We start from the raw sequence: 16,804 nt of genomic DNA on the forward strand, positions 1-16,804 counted from the left end.
TTATCGCGTTTTCAAACAAGGGGCTTGAAGGAAAATTTCACAATGGCAGGTTTGCTGGTGCCCAGAACCTACCCCGTAAGTCGATGTTTAGAAACTGCATTGATAATCAAAGTCTTGCTTGAATTGGATCCCGGCCGGCTACTCTCGAAGCACTGCTTATTACATGAATATGAAAGAAAAATCTTCTGTTGAAGAGTTAGCACGCGCTCTTGAGCAGGCGCTGAAGAAACATTGCATTACAAATTTTTGCGCCTGCAAAAACTCAGTCGGGGCCCTGCATATTTTCACAGACACGTCAGGCCTAGAATGCCGAGCACGATAAACCAACCCTATGTGGCACATCCAAAGCCCCAGTGGCAACCGGAGCAAAGTGGCGATGCCCCGCTCAGCGATCACAAAATCAGGCGTCTGCCACGCGAGTGTTCGCTCATGTCCTCGCAACGCCGGCGCTTGCGCGCCATGTTGAGGTCGCTGCGTTTCCCCTCCCAAGGTTCCACCTTGAAGCCGCGTATGAAAGCCAGCATCAGATTTCCTCAAGCGAAGCGCTATTTATATCACTTGCCAAGGCTTTTCAGACTCAACAGTATTTTCAGAGCCTTGAGGTCGAAGCTCCCCCTGATTGAAAAGCCGTAGCGGTGCCATTTAGACGAGGAAAAGCAGATGCAGTTGAACAACCCTTTTTTGGAAAGCCTCGGTGTCGAATTGGTTTCCTGGGTTGATGGGGAGGCCGAATTTCGCATGCCCATTCAGGCCCGGCATCTCAACCGGCAAGGCATGCTGCACGGTGGACTGGTCGCTACGTTGCTGGATGCAGCTTGTGGTTATGCCGGCCTTCACGCATCTGAGCATGAGGAGGAGGTTCATGGCGTGACGGTCATGCTGAACATTTCCTACTTGAGTGCAGCGCGTGAAGGTACCGTGATTGCCAATGGGACAGTAACGCGGAGCGGCTACAGCCTCTATTTCGCCCAGGGCACGCTTACATCTAGCCAAGGAGAACTGCTGGCGACTGCCCAAGGGACATTCAAGCGTCGATGAGCCTGCTCAGTAACCCAGAGAACGGACGCTCAGCACGGGTGGATTTTGCAAGATCGTGTGACACAGCTGTACTAGCCGACGCCTCCATAATCGGCTTAACTATTGCGATCCAACCTAGGCCAAGGAGAGTGACCAGCATGTCTTCCTCTACCTCAGCTGATCTGCAGCTTCCGGACGCTATCGACCTGAGGCGCGCCGAACTGGCGACCTTGATAAAGAAATTTGCCCCAGGCTTTGGCATTCACCAAACAGCGATCAAGGATCTGCACCTGATCCGTAGTGACTACCCTACTGAAGACCTACATCAGGTGCATAAGCCTGCACTGTGTGTAGTCATCGATGGGCGTAAAGAAGTGCGGTTGGCCAACGAAACCTACATCTACGACCCACTCAATTATCTGGTGGTATCGGTCACCCTGCCTATCGTGGGCAAGGTTATTGAGGCCAGCGCCGAACAGCCTTATCTCTGTATACGTCTCGACATCGATCCGGCTCAGCTTTGCCGCTTGATCGCCGATGTGAGCCCAATCGGAGTGCCTGTTCCGCGCGACGGCGAGCGAGGGCTGTTTCTTGAGCGTACTGATGTATCGCTATTGGACGCTGCTCTGCGGTTGTTACGTCTGTTGGAGACGCCAGATGACATTGCCGCCCTCGCCCCTTTTGCCTTGCAAGAAATTTACTATCGACTTTTGCGGGGACAGCAGGGTCAACGCTTGCACGAGATAGCAATTCCCGACTCTCAGACCCATCGCGTCAATCGCGCGATCGAATGGCTCAACAACCACTACGCAGAGCCCTTAAGCATCGACAACTTAGCGCAGCTGATCAACCTAAGTACCTCAGCCTTGCATCACCGCTTCAAGTCGGTGACAGCCATGAGCCCACTGCAGTACCAGAAGCAATTGCGACTTCAGGAGGCACGGCGTCTTCTGCTCTCTGAACAGAGTGACGTATCATCGATCGGCTACAAAATGGGCTATGAAAGCCTTTCGCAGTTTAGCCGCGAGTATAGCCGTCTTTTCGGCGCTTCACCAAGCAAGGACATGGCCCGGTTAAGGGCGAAAGCAGGATAGTTCTGCCTTGCAAGCGACCGAATCAGACAAATGGAGAGCTGTACTGGATTAACTACGCTACCTTTCCTGAAGCATTCACACGGAGGCTCAGTCAAAACTCTGTTGAACCAAACCAGAGCCACAATTCTTAGCTGTTCCTCATCGTTCTCTTAATTGCGTTAAAATTAGTTGCTGGTGAGTATCCACTCCGCGATGCTGACACGATCCGCCTCGCTCAGCTGAGCCTGGGGTGGCATTGGAACTTGCCCCCACCCACCACCCCCCCCATTTTTTATGCTCTCGCTAAGCTGTACTGCGGTTTTACTCCCATCACGATAACGATCAGCGATTTCCTTCCACGCTGGCCCTACAGTGCGTGTCGTTGCTTGGTGACAAGCAGTGCAAGCGTTAGTTTGCAGGAGGTTCGTTACTTCCTGTGCTTGCGCGATCTGCACTGCTAAGGACAGAGAATCGCAATGCCAAATTCGATTTTTTGCATGACCTTGACCCTAGAGCAGGACTGACTAGCTAATATTAGTTAAGAAGTGAAGGAGCAATATCTTTTTTTGTATCAATAAGTAAAAAATAACGACTATAAGCAGGTGGTAGTTATAAGGCGCAGAAATAATGGATTTCATACTTATAGTCAATGACCTCTGCACCACCATCACCGTATACCAACTTTAGCTCTGGCGAGGCTAACTCTCGATTCTTATACGCTGTGCGCTGAGACTTAGACTGCTGCTATTACCCAAAGACCTAAGGGCAAGATTTCAACATTGTTCAATAATTTTAGCGCAAGCACTATCTAATCTCAGAGCAGATCGTAGAAAATCTTGCGCAATCCCATGTAACAAAGACCGGCTAGCCTGTTTTACATAGGCGTGTGTGGATCAGCCGTCCAAGCAAGCCGTGCCCAAGGCTCGTTGCGAACTGTGGACTGATCTCCGTATGTTAAATACACCGGCACGACATGACACTCGGATGTAGTCTTACCGTGCGATAGCACAGGAGCGATGGCCAAATCGAACCGGCAATAGTAATCAGTGGCCGTAAGTTGTTATGTACTGAAACATGCTTGATTTAATCTCAACTTAGTAGTGCGTATAAGTGCGTTGTAGTCGCTCTAGCGATCTGTCTAGGATGGCATCTGGCCATAGCACATGGGCGCGATGTGCAGAGGCGCACGTGATTCCGCCTTTTGCTCTGGCTCCTCTGAGGCATTCTCGGCATCGAACAAGGACAACAATAATGAGCGAAGAAATTGGCTTCATCGGGCTTGGTGCAATGGGTCAAAGAATGGCCACGCATCTAATCGTCAACGGTTTCGATCTCAATGTTTACGATCCCAATCCCAGCGCCTTAGCACCACTGCTCGAGCGCGGCGCGCGCAGCCACGCTTCTCCCAAAGAAGTTGCTGATGCTGCGCAAATTGTACTGATTTGCGTCCCAACACCGGACGTGGTAGACCAAGTGGTTTTAGGCGTGGATGGGGTGATTGAGGGCAACGCGGTGAGGATCGTCGTAGATCATTCCACCACAGGGCCCAGCATGGCCCGGCACATACACCAAGTCTTGGCGACTAAAAACATCACTGCTCTGGATGCTCCACTTGCTGGCGGCGTCATTGGAGCTAAAGCTGGCACCCTGTCGGTAATGGTCGGGGGCGACAAATCAGCGTATTTTCGATGCTTGCCGGTATTCGGTGCATTCGGTCGAAAGGTTGAGCACATTGGCGATCGGCCAGGTCTCGGACAGACCTTGAAGCTAGTCAATAATATGATCGTTGCCTCCACTCTAGTCGGGACTGCTGAAGCATTATTGTTCGGTATCAAGTCCGGTTTAAATGCTAAGCAGATGCTAGATATCCTCAACGTGAGTACGGCTAATAGCTTCACTAGCGAAACCTTGATCGCGAACTCAATTCTAAGTCGAAAGTTTGACTTTGGCTTTAGGTTGGACTTGATGCACAAGGATATTCGCCTGTTTCTCGCTGAGGCTGAAAAAAACGGTTCGCCTGCCTTCACCTCTGCGATTGTCAAACAGTTCTATGATCAAGCCATGAGCCAAGACGATAAGGCACGGGACATGAGTCACGTTGTAGAGGTGCTAGAGGGATTGGCGGGAGTAAAAATTCAGAGCTGAAAATTACGAAAATTCAAAACTCGTTTCATGCTGATGCTATCGGAGATCATCATTTCTTCCTGCAACACGTAAAAGCCAGACTCTGCTGGCATATGTCAGAATATTACGCATGGCAGTATAAGGCAGGCTTTTAAAGGAACATTCTCATTTAAAATAAAAAGCCCTGCGAGAACTGCAGGGCTTTTTATGCTTAAACCATGTCCCAATAAATATTTATAAGTTATACCTGGCGACGATCGAGAGTGCGATCCGAACCGCCTTCAGCGACTTTGAAGCCAGGGGTACGATCCGAACCACCTTCGGCGACTTTGAAGCCTGGGGTGCGATCCGAGCCACCTTCGGCGACTTTGAAGCCTGGGGTGCGATCCGAACCGCCTTCAGCGACTTTGAAACCTGGGGTGCGATCCGAACCGCCTTCAGCGACTTTGAAACCTGGGGTGCGATCCGAACCGCCTTCAGCGACTTTGAAACCGGGGGTGCGATCCGAACCGCCTTCTGTGACTTTGAAGCCTGGAGTGCGATCCAAGCCACCTGCCGCAACAATCTGCTGCTCTTCGGTGGTTTGAGGATGAACGAGAACCTCTTGGTTGCTCGGAACAGCGAATGCGGTCGCGCTCAGAGCGAAGGTGGCTGCGACGATCAGTTGGCTAATGGTTTTCATGGCGGTGACTCCGGTCGTAATCAAGGATTTAGGGCCGGGTCGTTCAGATCAGCATCGTCTGGTTAACCCGTTGCAGGTGTGTTTCTGCATGGGTTCAGACTACGGCTGGGGGCGGTGCTGAAGTTAGTCGAGACCTGCTCGCGATTTGCCTGATTCTGCTTGTCTATGGTTCGCTCCACTTAGTGTCTTCATCGGATGTGACCATCACACGCTGTATCGACAATTGGCAGGAAACCACCATGTGATCCAGAGGCGCAAGCATGGAGTACGCGATCGACAGTCGGGATCTTGATCAGGTAGAACCACAGCCAGGGCGATTGCTGTAAGAGATACTCATTCAGCGAATTCTGACGCCCCCTCGACGAGATGCACTGAGGCACACAGGGATATTAGGTCTACCTCTCCAGCGGGCCGGGATAAAGAAAAGAGACGAAGGCTATTGGGAGCTGAGCTGACCAAGCCAACATTTCAGTAAATGGTAGCTAAATCACCGCTCAGGTCGGTCAGTCATCGCCGCCGTCATGGCTGCTGCTTTTGCTGACCTTCCCGTAGGCATCATTCTTAAGGATGGCATCGCCCTCATCCTCGAACATCACTCCAACCCATCTCGTTCGCTGCATGGTCGATACCTGGACAAAAAAGCAGTTCTCGCACAGGTGTAACTCGTATTGCTCGCCGCAATGTGAGGAGCCCTCGCCCCATGATGCATGCATCGTCCCAAACTGCAGCGCGCCGGCCGCAACGCGTGTTGAGTCTCCACACATGTCGCAGATGACATCTGTGACCATACCTGAATCGGTTTCGCTAGGGATGGTCTGAAAAAGACTCCCCGAATCTGGTGAAATGCGCCGATCCCGTTGCCCGAGTTTTTCGATGAAGCAGATGACCTTCGCCGACGCCGAGTACGCCGGCAAGCGCAAGCAGACCCGCAAGGAATTGTTCCTGATCGAGATGGATCAGGTGGTGCCGTGGCAGGGGTTGGTTGCCCTGATCGAACCGCACTACCCGAAGGGTGAAGGTGGTCGTCCGGCCTATCCGCTGAGGGCGATGCTGCGCGTGCATCTGCTGCAGAACTGGTTTGGCTACAGCGATCCGGCGATGGAGGAAGCGTTGTACGAGACCACCATCCTGCGCCAGTTCGCAGGACTGAGCATGGAGCGCATTCCCGACGAAACCACCATCCTCAACTTCCGCCGTCTGCTGGAGAAGCATGAGTTGGCGGCGGGGATTCTGGCCGTGATCAACGGCTACCTGGGGGATCACGGCCTGTCGCTGCGCCAGGGCACTATCGTCGATGCCACACTGATCCATGCGCCGAGCTCGACCAAGAACCAGGACGCCCAGCGTGACCCGGAAATGCACCAGGCCAAGAAAGGCAATCAATGGTACTTCGGCATGAAGGCGCATATCGGCGCCGATGCCGAGTCCGGCCTGGTGCACAGCGTGGTGGGCACGGCGGCCAACGTGGCCGATGTCACTCAGGTCGACCGACTGCTGCACGGCGAGGAGAACGTCGTCTGTGCCGATGCCGGCTACACCGGCGTGGAGAAACGCCCCGAGCATGAAGGCCGCCAGGTCATCTGGCAGGTCGCGGCCCGGCGCAGTACCTACCTGAAACACGGCAAGCGCAGCCTGCTCTACAAGCAGATCCGCAAGATCGAGAAGGCCAAGGCGCAGGTGCGCGCCAAGGTCGAGCACCCGTTTCGAGTGATTAAGCGCCAGTTCGGTTATGTGAAGGTGCGTTTCCGCGGCCTGGCGAAGAACACCGCGCAGCTGCTGACGCTGTTCGCCCTGTCGAACCTGTGGATGGCGCGCCGACAGTTACTGACCGCTGCAGGAGAGGTGCGCCTGTAAGGCGGGCAATGGCTGCTGCGAGGTGCTCTCGGCGGCTAAAAAACGCAGCAATGAGCGGATGATAGCATCGCTTTTGATCGATTCTCCGCTTTCAAAATCGGCCGGGTCTGAAGTCGGCCAGAAATACATGACTACTTCAGACCATCCCTAGTGACCTTCATGCTATTCCTCTCACTACCAGATCAAAAGCTCAGCTGGCGGTGCTAGTGCTGAGCCTTCGAGCCCCCTCTCGCACCATCTGCCGCCCAATCGCACACTACGTAGGTGCTGTTGAGGGTGCGCGCGATCACATAGCCCAGGAGCTCTTCGTAGGTCACGATGTTGGAGGTGCGAATGGGATCACCATCATCAAAACGCCGTTCCCGGTCACCGAAGACTACCCCTCTCAGGAAGAGCTCATGCGGCCCATACTCAACCGAAGACAGGTACGCCGTTACCACCAAATCGAAATCGATCTGCATCGCCTTGACTACCGTACTGGGCATGGCTGATGGCGAGACATCGACAACCTTGCACGTGGAAAGCGGCCCTGGCCGTTTAACCATGTTTTACCTCCTATGCTGTGACACCCTCGGAAGCTTACACACGAGGTGCCTACCTATGGGCTGACCAGCAACAAGCGATTAGATGTGCGCATGCTAGCCTTGCAGCAGATTCAATTTGAGGAACGCTGCAATTGAGCAATCCACCTGTTGCTGGCTACTACGAAATTCTTCTCACTGCTCCCGACTTCTCCGACGACCCGATTGGTGCTCGCCAGAGTCAGCGCTGGCAACTCATCGTTGATGACATTCGCCGCAGCACATCTGAAGGTGAGCTGCGCGAAGCCCGGGGCAAAGCCGAAGGCTACATTCGTGGCCTGGTTGATGCCGGTCATCTCTCCAACGACCGAATTCGTGATTACAAAATCCTGAGTAGTATCCACCAACGCCGAACATTGCTGTCGGAAGCTTGATCGCAGCATCGTTCATCCAGCGCATGGAAGCGTCTGGCTATGTTGTTGGAATCATTCCCGCAATAAGCGCTCGTAAGCTCGCCCTTCCCAATCCCCGCTTGAAAGACGTCAGCACAAATAGTCCCTCTGCGGTAGTAATCACCCAGTAACGCCCCACCTTCTTCAGATGCTCGATGCTAGACGTTTGCAGGATGTGCCCATCCGCCCGTTGCTCATATTGCCCTGGATCAGTGTGGCCAAATACGATGCCTACAGCGCAATCCGACGTGATGAAAACATCGCTCAAGTAGCCGGTAACAGGTGACGGGTACCTGAAAGCCATCCCCCGCAAGATCCGCTTGAGCTGAAAAACCGAGAGCTCTTTGATGTAGTATTCGATAACGACTTCATCTGACATTCGTTGTTCCTGCTCCTACTCCTGACCCTTGTGCTCGACGCGAGAGTACTGCCCACGGCAGATTAAATCTCGATGGTGAAATCCGGCGAGAAACTGGTGCGCTCGCCCGGATAGCCTTTCGGGTTCGATACGAGTCGGCAGCCGGAAATGACGGTGTCGACCGCGTGATGCGTGTGACCAAAAACCCAGACATCAGCCTGAGCGACCAAGTCATGCCACTGGTTGAAATACGCCGCGCCCAGATGGCCTTCATGCCCATTACCGGCGACATCCTGGATCGGGCAGTGATGAGTGATCACAACCGTTTGTCCGTCAAATAGAGTAGCGAGCTCGGTGGCGAGAAAATCGCGAGCGGTCATGTTCCGAGCAATGAGATCAACGGGGCGAAGCTTCCTGAACCCCTCCCCGCTTCGAATGACCTTGAAATCATTCATCCACTCCCAACACTCATACATGGCTTTTTTGTAATCGCCGGTTGAGGTGAAGTCTGTCCAGGCGGTGGTCACCAAAAATCGGGTATCACCAATGACCAGGCATTCGTTTTCGAGGACATGCACATGCTCATCCGCAGCCTGCTTCATCTTGATGAGCGTACGATCCAGATGCCCGCCTTTGTAGTACTCGTGGTTACCGGGGACGTAGATGACTGGGCATCTGAAGGTTTGGTTGGCCCAAGCCACGCCCTGACCGCGCACGGATATGTCTCCAGCGAGCACCACCAAATCGGCGTCGACCTGGGGCGGCTCGAAGCCCCGAAATTCCAAATGCAAATCTGAATACACCAAAACCTTCATCAGCTCTCTCACGCTCCGAGCAGCATTGTATGGATCGCTTCTCCAAGGCTTCACCGAAGGGAAGCCGGGCTAGCTCTCGGATTGAGCTAGGGACGCAGTGAAAAAACCGTGTTGAGGGTAGCGCGCTTCTTGCAGCCATCACCTAGCAGAAGGTAAACCGTGCTCCTGGTTTCGAACATGCATGGGTTGTTGTGCGAGATCCCAAAGTTGCTGCGCACCCAGTGCCCAGGGGCAAATCGATTGCGACTGTCTCGGACAACTTCATGAGCAAAAAGCACCAAAGGCTGTACCGCCTCAGATTTCAATCGTTCCAGCTCTGCCTGTGAGAGTTGCAGGTCGGCAACGATCCACTTACGCACCAAGCAATACGGCTTACCCGGGTGATACGCCTGAGCGAGCTCTATCAGCGCGCCATCGTCACCCTCCCATCCCGAGACAACCTCCCCTCGCCCGTAGAAAAACTCACTCACCTCTTCAAGCGTGACAGCCATGGTCAGACCTCATCGCTGCTGAAAACACGACCGGTGTCTGTAACGAACTCATAGACAGGAGACCTCTCACTACCACCGCTGATTCGGATCTCAGACAGCGGCTCCATGTAGCAACCGACCTTGCGTAGGGCTAGTGGAGGAATCACGTACACCCTGTGCACGCTCAGGAGCTCTGGTGATCCGTTTTCCCAGAGTGACTTGATAGTTGATACGTCAAACACAAGCTGTGATGTAGGGCCAAGGGCGCCTGCATCGAAACCTACCCCTTCGACTAGAAACACATAGGTGCAGCGGCTCAGGTTGATGGATTTCCAGAACAGGACTTCTGAGTCCTCAATCCTGAACCTCCCTTGGAGCTCATCGCTCTTCGTCAAAAACACATTTCTTCCTAGCATTGCTGGTCGCATGAGGGGGACTCCCTACGACGGGATAGTCCACACGCAACGGTCACTGAAGGCCATACTCTCGACCATGATCGTCATTTTTTGCCATTCGTTGGCTGGAGGCCGATACCGCTAGCCTTAGACTCCACGCGGGTTGCGAGACCCAAGGTGGCCATCCTATGCACGCCATGAACTATATGTCATGGCGTGCATAGGATCAATATGGCCTTATCCTCACTTTTGAGGATTCGACATGGTATCGAGGGAAGCCCTCGCGGCAGTGCTGCGTCTCGCGCGCGCCGGCCGCGGGATGTCTCGTGATCAGCTGTATGCAAAGATCAAGACCAAGATTGAGCCTCGCCACCTTCAGCGTCTGGAAAACGCCAAAACCGGCGTTACATTGGAGATGCTAGGCAGCATTGCTGAAGCCCTATCCTTCGATCCGATAGCTTTGTTGATGGTGGCCTCAAGCTATGATGAGCGGTTGTCCATCGGGGAGCGTCGTGCGGATCTGAAAAAGGAAATTCAAAAGCTTGATGCTCTGGGCATCGTTGCCGACATGCCAAAGCACTTCTCAGATGGCAAGCTAGTGAAGGAAAAAGCAGGATGGAGCCTTCCTGATAGCATCATCCAGGAAGCGTTGAAACTTCGAGATAAGGGTTTCAGTCAAAGTGAAACTGCTAGAGAGTTAGGGATTCACCAAACGACTGTTGGTAGAATTTGGCGTAAAGCTCAAGATTAGTGGTATTGCGGAGATGTCGTATACATAAATTGCTTGCACTGCTTAAGTACGACATTACTTTAAAGGTCAGCTCCTAATAAATATTAAAAAGATTATAACGAGAAGCGACACGCTACAAATCAAGACGAAGACCGCTTTTAGAGTTTTTATTGATAAATATGCAAAAAATATTCTGATTTCTGATAAGTGAGTAGTTATCAAGAGGATCAACATGTACTAGTAAAGAATGTCTGCGACGACAGGTGCAATTTGCAATGCTACCTGCGAGCGCTACTTCTGGATTCTCCATAAATATGAGCGCATCGCGATGAATATAGCCGCGATACTCACGAGCAGTCTCAAATATCATTGGCGCGACGTAGGTGGTGTAAACGCCTTCATGCCTGTAGTTTAAGACCAGCGCCCAACAATTCAAATCTTTATAATGACGAAGAACGCTCCATACCCGATAAAAGTCACCAATCAATTTATACATTGCCACTTCAACCTCGCAAGCCCGTGTTTTACGACTCAGCCAAAGTCTATTGAGAAATGTTTCCACATGACTAGTTTGCATATGCAGTAAATGCCAAGGTGAAACCCCCCATTGCCGCGACAGAATAATCAAATAAGCCATTACACAGGGGCAGACAGACTCAAGATTCAATGAATACCAAGACTCTTCACTCAAGCGAGCGATACGTGAAAAACATTTCCTATGCAATCGTATGTATCGATTAAATATATAGCGCCTTATTGACTTGGCCGTAGCAATAACATAATTTAGTTCGCCTTTGGGTCGTGTCGCCTCTCTATCGCTCTCTTTCGCAGGGTTTGTAATCGCGAGCTTTGACCGCGGAATCTTTAGAAATCTGATTGGCGCATAAAGTTTTGTCGATTGCCCAGATCGATAGGTATGCCATGCCAGATACTGGAAGACTATATTTACATTCTGACGATTGGAAGGTAATTCCACTACAACCTCATATACAGCTTCACCGATCAGTTTTTGACCATCTTTTACCCATCCCCTGAACCGATCACACCAGTCCTCAATTTTAACAATATAGTCTATTGAAATTTCTTCAGGCGATTCTATGCCAAGTATTACCTTCATGTGTCGGCATTCTTCTGCAATAGCTGCAATACCATGCTTTTCGTGCCTCTTTCTTTGTAATGCGTCGGAGCAATTTCGGCAATACTCCAGAGGCAAATGATGCCACGGGCAGTGTGAGATGCACTCAAAATAGAATACTACAGAATGATATCCATATTTAATGCATTCCGGGCAATGCCTAATCTTTGGGCGCGGCCTCATTTCCAACGTATGACGCCTCCAATCTACAGGTAAGGGAAACCATCCATCTATATACGAGTATTTAAGCTCGCCAAGCGGAAGCCCACATGCCCGTTCTACTCTCCAATGAGGAACATGCTCGCAGACCCACCAGCGATCCCTGACTGAAACCTGCCCTCGCGGCAATCCTATGATATCGCGTATTTCAGAAAAGGATTTCAGATGATTCCATTTGATCAAGTGAAGAAACACAAGCCAAGATGACTGATATTTAAAGGCGGGCCGGAGATATGTTAGCCGCACTGGATTTGTAGGAATCATAGAGCACCGATAGTCTTTAATATATCGACGTATTCATCCAGCTTAGACTCGATTACAATGGACTCTATGTCTTCACGCGCCAATGTAAAACCTGTAGCATCTCGCTCACTAGAACGAATCAAGATCAACCGAGATACTTCGAATATATATTCAGTAGGCACTAAAGGAAGACTGAGAGCTTTGGCAGACGCCGACATGACTTTGTAAATATCTGGGGCCGCGGCAGCGATTCGAAAACCAGCGGCATAAGCGTGAGGCAAGAAAAACCGAGTGTAGCTGCAGTTACTTCCTGCCGGATAAGTAAAATCAGCATCGTAACTTTTAAGGGTTTGATATATCCAGCCTTGGTCAGCACAATAGGGCAAGTCCCATACCTCATTGAGAAATCGAACAATCAGCTCCACACGCTTTTGCTCCTTCAATAAAGTTATTTTGTGAGAAATTTGTGTTTGACTGAAGCCGATAAGGGTCGTGTCGATATTATGCAGCGCAAGCTCATTTTGCATGTATTGTAGATGCTCTAAATCTTCCACGCTAAGTGCTTGAAGTTCATCTGCAATCAAAATCCAATGTCGGCCTGATTGATTCCGCAACCGGCTTTCTACCTCATGCAACACTTTTGTGCGTATGGATGCGACCATCGGCCTGGTAGGTATGGGGATCCCTAGGAATTTTGCAAGGCTTATGATGATACTCTCCCTACGGTTTGGTTCCCCAAGGGTGTCCGCAGAGACCAGACTGATGGATCTATCCTTGTAGGCAGGATGACGCTCCAGCGCACTAAGCACGAACTTGCATGTCGTGGTTTTTCCCATCCGAGGAAATGCCTTAAAAACAAGGCTTTTTTTATGAAGCGCGATAGCGTCCATGACTACCTCAAGCACTTGAGGCATACTCGGCGTCAATGCAACATAGTCTTTCGTCACTAATGGATGATTCCAAAAGAGATTTTTTTTCTGCTGAGCGTCAAGCGGATCATAGGTAGTCATGATGCCCCCTCAAAGCTTTTTTACCAAATCTAGGAGATCTAGGTCACTGGGCGGCACAAGATATTCGCGTTTAGGTATTGGCGTAGCGGCCGCTGAGGGAGAAGACATGGGTAATTCATGTGTTTCGCGTTCAACCAGAGCCTGATTATCAAGCGAGCTCTGAGACTGTTCAAACCTTACTCTGTCGAGTGTAGTTCCCGATTTTTTATCTTGTCTCTTACGCGCTGCAGCATTATCTAAATTTGCTTCAAGATGGCGGGTATAGACTGTAACGATACACACGCCCTTAAGTCGAAAGATAATCTTTCTAGCAATGAGCGAATTTATCTCTTTTCGAGTTCTTAGGCTGTGCGGTAGTTCGACCCAGTCGCCTTGCACGGTGAGTGGGCCTATAGGTGATCCATTCTCTAAATATGCATTAACGACGCGCAAATCCGATTCCTGGACTTCAATTATGAGTTTTTTCCCTATGAGCTCAGGACTATCAATCAGTCGATCGGAGGTATATCTGGCTTTATGAATAGTGACATAAGGGCGATGGCCATCTTTTACCCCTCCTTTTACCTCGCGAGAAATCGTTACAGTAACCACTCCTAACGTCTTCCTCACATCATTTGGCGGAAGCCTCGGTAAGTAATGATCTTTTTTTACCAGTTGTGAAACGGCTTCCAGTGGAGACAAGAAACGCAAACCTTCGGAGGGCTCCGCATTGAGGTTCGCGAAATAAGTATATACCAACTGATCCAAGTCATCACTGGCGATCCGGAATTTGCAAGCTGCTAGTTCAGGATCATCCGCTCTACCATTATTAGGGCCGGAGCCAGTAGTGCTTGGAAAACGCTGGATCAAGTCTTCCGCTAGTCGTTTGAACGCATGCTCTATATGTGGACGTCTTTCTGGTCGACCAGGCACGCCGAATTCGAGGATGCATCCAGTTTGCTTCCTCATCTCAGTGCTCACTTTACGACCTAGATGCGCAAGCGCATTATCCATTTTAATAATCAATGGCAAAACTTGCACCATTTCCGGGAACAATTCTGCGGGATACCCTGCGCCCTCTAATAACTTTAGATTCTTGATGGTGAATTCAGGTTTCGGAAGTTGAGCGCTCAGCATTTGCCGTATTAGCGCCAAAACATCTTCAGCACTCACATCGTTTCCATGCACAACATAATACCAAAGTACCGCCGTAGTCAAAGACTCGACCGCCACAAGCACATGCAACCTTCTCAATACATGATAGGTTTCTAGACCATGTTCGTGCTCACGAATCAAGACAAACATGGCATCAAATGTATACGAATCAATTTCAATCATATCCATCAGGCCTGCCGACCTGGTCAGTGAGCGATGGCCAGTTCCTACAGGGACATGCGCTATCGCGCCACTATCTCCAGTAAGGTGCACCACACGCTCATAATGCGCTTCTCGCACCTCGTTGAAAAACTTAGTCAAGGGTTTTATTCCCTTATGCGTTGTATTAAATGGCCACTCTGTTATCGGATGCCCGTTCTCCTTGAGTATTTCTATAAAGTCTAGATGAATATCTATCGCTCTTTTCGAAAACTCATGTACTACCTTGCTCTTGTCGTTTTGCTTTGGCTTTGGATTTCTTTTCAAAATAAGCGCTGTGAGTCTTGATTTAAGGTCTGGGTACCGCTCAAAAGTAGCTCCCAACATTCCGGCGAAGCCTGCACCCGATTGCCACAGCGACGCATCGACAAGCTTTGTCCGCCTGTAAACCTTGATGGCCGTATTGGGCAGCAGCGCACTATATCCGTACACAAAACCATTTGGAGCCACAGTCAAACATCGCTTGATGATTTTTTTTAGATAGCTACCGTCTACTGTGGTCTGGTGCGTTATGTCTGATATCGTGCACCCCTCCATATACATCTCTAGCGCTTTTTTCCGATGCTTAAATACTGCCGCAGTTTCTGGAGGCAATGATTGCTCAGACACACTTTCCCAAGGCATTGATGCCTGTATAAGGGTCACAATTTCCGAACGCGACCGTCTAATCATGGTTGGTGCCACACTGTGTCATAACCAAATCCATTTTTTTCCGCTTCAACTCGAATACTTCCTGAGATTATTAGTCTACAAATGACTCCTAGTGCGATAGCCTGATCTGAAAAAGACAGCTCAGCAAGGAGAGACCGGATAGTGCCCTCCTTCATTAACTGGACTTGAGATCCAACAAGTTTTATTTCATGGTCGAGCACATAGCCCCTGACCTGTGATGCCATGGTAATTACTTTAAGCCAGAACCCAAGCTTGTGGGCTTCCAAGGCTAGACGGCCATAAGAAATTGAAACGAGATGTCCGTGCCGAATGACCTGATCTATAAGACAGTATCTAATCGGGATGGTTTTTCGGTCAGGTACTAGCCTCTCACTGGGGTCGATTTGGTGGAGTGCAATCGAGCCATCCTTGTGCTCAACCCATATGCCTCTGACTTTCTTGAAATTCTCTGCCCCTTCCGCGTCCACGCTTACATTAACGTCTTCATCGAACCGGTAGGTCAGCACGTCGGAAGAAGTCTCAAGCTCCGTAGCCCAATGGATGATCTCTAGATCACCCAGGATGATGAGGTCAGCATCCATTTTGGGGCTGTACGTCATCCATAAGCTTCGGTTGTGAGCACTCGTCTTCCTGCTAGCTGCCAGCTGCTTGCGGCGGTGCCCTTTGAGTGATGGCATTTTGGATAGGCCTCACTGGATACGAAGGTACGAAATTGCTTCCTGAATTTTAGTACGACGAATGGAGCCGTTTAGGACTGATTTGCTACTTTCGAAGCCGCTTAAAGACCAGTAAGATATAAAAACTCTCATCTACAAGGCTTATCCCACAAAAACTATGAGATAGACATTGCATTTAGTTAATCCTAATGACGTGTGATGCCATAGGGTCTAATTTACCTCTTAACGGTGCGATGGGGTCGAAGTTACTTCTCAATGCGGGAAGTAATTTTTACCGACTGACTCACCGAATAGCGGGATAAAAATTCCCAACTCACTGATTTGTTTGGTTAAAGCAGCTACCGGAGATGGGGTTATCGTTTCTTCCGTGTACTCCAGGCCGTTCAACTGGCCATTCAAGGATGCCCCATGCCTCACCACCCCTCAGCCGATGAGATCATCGACCTTTACCACCGCCACGCTTCGGCCTGGGATCGACTGCGCGGCGATCATTTCACTGAACGCAAATGGATCGAGCGCTTTCATGCGCTGCTGCAGCCATCTGATGTGGTGCTCGATCTGGGCTGCGGTTCTGGCCAGCCCGTTGCACGATTCCTGATCGAGGCTGGCTTGTCGCTCGTGGGTGTGGATTCTTCCGCGAAGATGCTTGCGTTGTGCCGCGCACGTTTCAGCGAACAGCAATGGATTCATGCAGACATGCGCACGCTGAAACTTGATCGACAGTTCGCTGGCATCCTGGCCTGGAACAGTTTTTTCCACCTCAAGCCCGACGACCAGCGCCGGATGTTCCCGGTATTCCAGGAGCACGCTGCGCCGGGTGCGTATTTGATGTTCACCAGCGGCCCGTCCCATGGCGAGGCGCTGGGCGAATTCGAGGGGGAAACCCTTTATCACGCCAGCCTGGATCCACATGTCTAGTCCTGAAATAGGTTTACACCTGTTCAGGTAGGCCGACAGGCCTCAAAACGCCCGATGCACCGCATCGGGCGTTTTGTTTTTCAGAG

Annotated in this window: 19 protein-coding genes; 7 read left to right on the plus strand and 12 right to left on the minus strand. The window is 50.8% G+C overall.

The features are described from left to right. Positions 1–392: 392 nt before the first annotated feature. Positions 393–524, minus strand: coding sequence for a hypothetical protein (locus ACIPZ8_RS23965; RefSeq protein WP_400728450.1), 132 nt, complete (start codon positions 522–524; stop codon positions 393–395). Between the two features lie 136 nt (positions 525–660). Between ACIPZ8_RS23965 and ACIPZ8_RS23970 the strand changes: the two genes are divergently transcribed. Both ACIPZ8_RS23970 and ACIPZ8_RS23975 read left to right on the plus strand, forming a co-directional pair. Continuing rightward, positions 661–1,038, plus strand: a complete 378-nt coding sequence (locus tag ACIPZ8_RS23970) for a PaaI family thioesterase (RefSeq protein ID WP_400728452.1) — start codon at positions 661–663, stop codon at positions 1,036–1,038. A 137-nt stretch (positions 1,039–1,175) separates the two neighbouring features. Next, the gene (locus tag ACIPZ8_RS23975; protein ID WP_400728454.1) at positions 1,176–2,111 is read left to right on the plus strand and encodes an AraC family transcriptional regulator N-terminal domain-containing protein; all 936 of its coding nucleotides are present in this window, start codon (positions 1,176–1,178) and stop codon (positions 2,109–2,111) included. 164 nt (positions 2,112–2,275) lie between these two features. On the opposite strand, the gene ACIPZ8_RS23980 is transcribed toward ACIPZ8_RS23975, so the two are convergent. After that, on the minus strand, positions 2,276–2,545 hold the full coding sequence (locus ACIPZ8_RS23980) for a c-type cytochrome (RefSeq protein WP_400728456.1): 270 nt from the start codon (positions 2,543–2,545) through the stop codon (positions 2,276–2,278). Positions 2,546–3,233: 688 nt separating this feature from the next. Here ACIPZ8_RS23980 and ACIPZ8_RS23985 point away from each other — a divergent pair. Beyond that, entirely contained in the window at positions 3,234–4,235 is a 1,002-nt protein-coding gene (locus tag ACIPZ8_RS23985) for an NAD(P)-dependent oxidoreductase (protein ID WP_400728459.1), read from the plus strand. Between the two features lie 220 nt (positions 4,236–4,455). Here the strand turns inward: ACIPZ8_RS23985 and ACIPZ8_RS23990 are convergent, their stop codons facing one another. Then, positions 4,456–4,896: a hypothetical protein gene (locus tag ACIPZ8_RS23990; RefSeq protein WP_400728462.1), complete on the minus strand. Its 441-nt coding sequence runs from the start codon at positions 4,894–4,896 to the stop codon at positions 4,456–4,458. An 873-nt stretch (positions 4,897–5,769) separates the two neighbouring features. On the opposite strand from ACIPZ8_RS23990, the gene ACIPZ8_RS23995 reads away from it, so the two are divergent. Then, a complete protein-coding gene (locus tag ACIPZ8_RS23995; protein WP_400728465.1) occupies positions 5,770–6,750 on the plus strand; it encodes an IS5 family transposase in 981 nt (326 codons plus the stop codon). A gap of 203 nt (positions 6,751–6,953) precedes the next feature. Here the strand turns inward: ACIPZ8_RS23995 and ACIPZ8_RS24000 are convergent, their stop codons facing one another. Next, on the minus strand, positions 6,954–7,295 hold the full coding sequence (locus tag ACIPZ8_RS24000) for a hypothetical protein (protein ID WP_400728468.1): 342 nt from the start codon (positions 7,293–7,295) through the stop codon (positions 6,954–6,956). Positions 7,296–7,426: 131 nt separating this feature from the next. Here ACIPZ8_RS24000 and ACIPZ8_RS24005 point away from each other — a divergent pair, with 131 nt between their 5' ends. Beyond that, on the plus strand, positions 7,427–7,705 hold the full coding sequence (locus tag ACIPZ8_RS24005; RefSeq protein ID WP_400728470.1) for a hypothetical protein: 279 nt from the start codon (positions 7,427–7,429) through the stop codon (positions 7,703–7,705). A 37-nt stretch (positions 7,706–7,742) separates the two neighbouring features. Here ACIPZ8_RS24005 and ACIPZ8_RS24010 read toward each other — a convergent pair whose 3' ends face one another. From ACIPZ8_RS24010 to ACIPZ8_RS24025, 4 genes are all read right to left on the minus strand, one after another. Continuing rightward, entirely contained in the window at positions 7,743–8,102 is a 360-nt protein-coding gene (locus ACIPZ8_RS24010; RefSeq protein WP_400728473.1) for a hypothetical protein, read from the minus strand. Positions 8,103–8,164: 62 nt separating this feature from the next. Then, entirely contained in the window at positions 8,165–8,896 is a 732-nt protein-coding gene (locus ACIPZ8_RS24015; protein ID WP_400728476.1) for a metallophosphoesterase, read from the minus strand. Between the two features lie 86 nt (positions 8,897–8,982). Next, positions 8,983–9,387: a DUF6957 family protein gene (locus ACIPZ8_RS24020; protein WP_400728479.1), complete on the minus strand. Its 405-nt coding sequence runs from the start codon at positions 9,385–9,387 to the stop codon at positions 8,983–8,985. 2 nt (positions 9,388–9,389) lie between these two features. After that, the gene (locus ACIPZ8_RS24025) at positions 9,390–9,794 is read right to left on the minus strand and encodes a hypothetical protein (RefSeq protein ID WP_400728482.1); all 405 of its coding nucleotides are present in this window, start codon (positions 9,792–9,794) and stop codon (positions 9,390–9,392) included. Between the two features lie 229 nt (positions 9,795–10,023). Between ACIPZ8_RS24025 and ACIPZ8_RS24030 the strand changes: the two genes are divergently transcribed. Next, positions 10,024–10,512, plus strand: a complete 489-nt coding sequence (locus ACIPZ8_RS24030) for a helix-turn-helix domain-containing protein (RefSeq protein WP_400728485.1) — start codon at positions 10,024–10,026, stop codon at positions 10,510–10,512. Between the two features lie 112 nt (positions 10,513–10,624). Here the strand turns inward: ACIPZ8_RS24030 and ACIPZ8_RS24035 are convergent, their stop codons facing one another. The 4 genes from ACIPZ8_RS24035 to ACIPZ8_RS24050 form a co-directional block, all read right to left on the minus strand. After that, positions 10,625–11,608, minus strand: a complete 984-nt coding sequence (locus ACIPZ8_RS24035; RefSeq protein WP_400728488.1) for a hypothetical protein — start codon at positions 11,606–11,608, stop codon at positions 10,625–10,627. 497 nt (positions 11,609–12,105) lie between these two features. Next, the gene (locus ACIPZ8_RS24040; protein ID WP_400728491.1) at positions 12,106–13,098 is read right to left on the minus strand and encodes an ATP-binding protein; all 993 of its coding nucleotides are present in this window, start codon (positions 13,096–13,098) and stop codon (positions 12,106–12,108) included. Between the two features lie 9 nt (positions 13,099–13,107). Continuing rightward, the gene (locus ACIPZ8_RS24045) at positions 13,108–15,075 is read right to left on the minus strand and encodes a hypothetical protein (RefSeq protein WP_400728494.1); all 1,968 of its coding nucleotides are present in this window, start codon (positions 15,073–15,075) and stop codon (positions 13,108–13,110) included. A gap of 44 nt (positions 15,076–15,119) precedes the next feature. Next, positions 15,120–15,722 carry a hypothetical protein gene (locus ACIPZ8_RS24050; RefSeq protein ID WP_400728497.1) on the minus strand — a complete coding sequence of 201 codons (603 nt, stop codon included), beginning with the start codon at positions 15,720–15,722 and terminating at the stop codon, positions 15,120–15,122. Between the two features lie 486 nt (positions 15,723–16,208). Between ACIPZ8_RS24050 and ACIPZ8_RS24055 the strand changes: the two genes are divergently transcribed. Beyond that, positions 16,209–16,718 (plus strand): class I SAM-dependent methyltransferase, encoded by a 510-nt coding sequence (locus ACIPZ8_RS24055; protein WP_400728499.1) that lies wholly within the window; start codon positions 16,209–16,211, stop codon positions 16,716–16,718. Positions 16,719–16,804 lie beyond the last annotated feature (86 nt).

It is taken from the genome of Pseudomonas sp. NPDC089422, assembly GCF_044749405.1.
Classification (GTDB): Bacteria; Pseudomonadota; Gammaproteobacteria; order Pseudomonadales; family Pseudomonadaceae; genus Aquipseudomonas.

Bases quoted from the DNA above. Each gene is read 5' to 3' on its own strand.
- ACIPZ8_RS23965 (WP_400728450.1), bottom strand. From the start codon at position 524: ATGCTGGCTTTCATACGCGGCTTCAAGGTGGAACCTTGGGAGGGGAAA.
- ACIPZ8_RS23970 (WP_400728452.1), top strand. From the start codon at position 661: ATGCAGTTGAACAACCCTTTTTTGGAAAGCCTCGGTGTCGAATTGGTT.
- ACIPZ8_RS23975 (WP_400728454.1), top strand. From the start codon at position 1,176: ATGTCTTCCTCTACCTCAGCTGATCTGCAGCTTCCGGACGCTATCGAC.
- ACIPZ8_RS23985 (WP_400728459.1), top strand. From the start codon at position 3,234: ATGGCATCTGGCCATAGCACATGGGCGCGATGTGCAGAGGCGCACGTG.
- ACIPZ8_RS23990 (WP_400728462.1), bottom strand. From the start codon at position 4,896: ATGAAAACCATTAGCCAACTGATCGTCGCAGCCACCTTCGCTCTGAGC.
- ACIPZ8_RS23995 (WP_400728465.1), top strand. From the start codon at position 5,770: ATGAAGCAGATGACCTTCGCCGACGCCGAGTACGCCGGCAAGCGCAAG.
- ACIPZ8_RS24000 (WP_400728468.1), bottom strand. From the start codon at position 7,295: ATGGTTAAACGGCCAGGGCCGCTTTCCACGTGCAAGGTTGTCGATGTC.
- ACIPZ8_RS24010 (WP_400728473.1), bottom strand. From the start codon at position 8,102: ATGTCAGATGAAGTCGTTATCGAATACTACATCAAAGAGCTCTCGGTT.
- ACIPZ8_RS24015 (WP_400728476.1), bottom strand. From the start codon at position 8,896: ATGAAGGTTTTGGTGTATTCAGATTTGCATTTGGAATTTCGGGGCTTC.
- ACIPZ8_RS24020 (WP_400728479.1), bottom strand. From the start codon at position 9,387: ATGGCTGTCACGCTTGAAGAGGTGAGTGAGTTTTTCTACGGGCGAGGG.
- ACIPZ8_RS24025 (WP_400728482.1), bottom strand. From the start codon at position 9,794: ATGCGACCAGCAATGCTAGGAAGAAATGTGTTTTTGACGAAGAGCGAT.
- ACIPZ8_RS24030 (WP_400728485.1), top strand. From the start codon at position 10,024: ATGGTATCGAGGGAAGCCCTCGCGGCAGTGCTGCGTCTCGCGCGCGCC.
- ACIPZ8_RS24035 (WP_400728488.1), bottom strand. From the start codon at position 11,608: ATGAAGGTAATACTTGGCATAGAATCGCCTGAAGAAATTTCAATAGAC.
- ACIPZ8_RS24040 (WP_400728491.1), bottom strand. From the start codon at position 13,098: ATGACTACCTATGATCCGCTTGACGCTCAGCAGAAAAAAAATCTCTTT.
- ACIPZ8_RS24045 (WP_400728494.1), bottom strand. From the start codon at position 15,075: ATGCCTTGGGAAAGTGTGTCTGAGCAATCATTGCCTCCAGAAACTGCG.
- ACIPZ8_RS24050 (WP_400728497.1), bottom strand. From the start codon at position 15,722: ATGACGTACAGCCCCAAAATGGATGCTGACCTCATCATCCTGGGTGAT.
- ACIPZ8_RS24055 (WP_400728499.1), top strand. From the start codon at position 16,209: ATGCCTCACCACCCCTCAGCCGATGAGATCATCGACCTTTACCACCGC.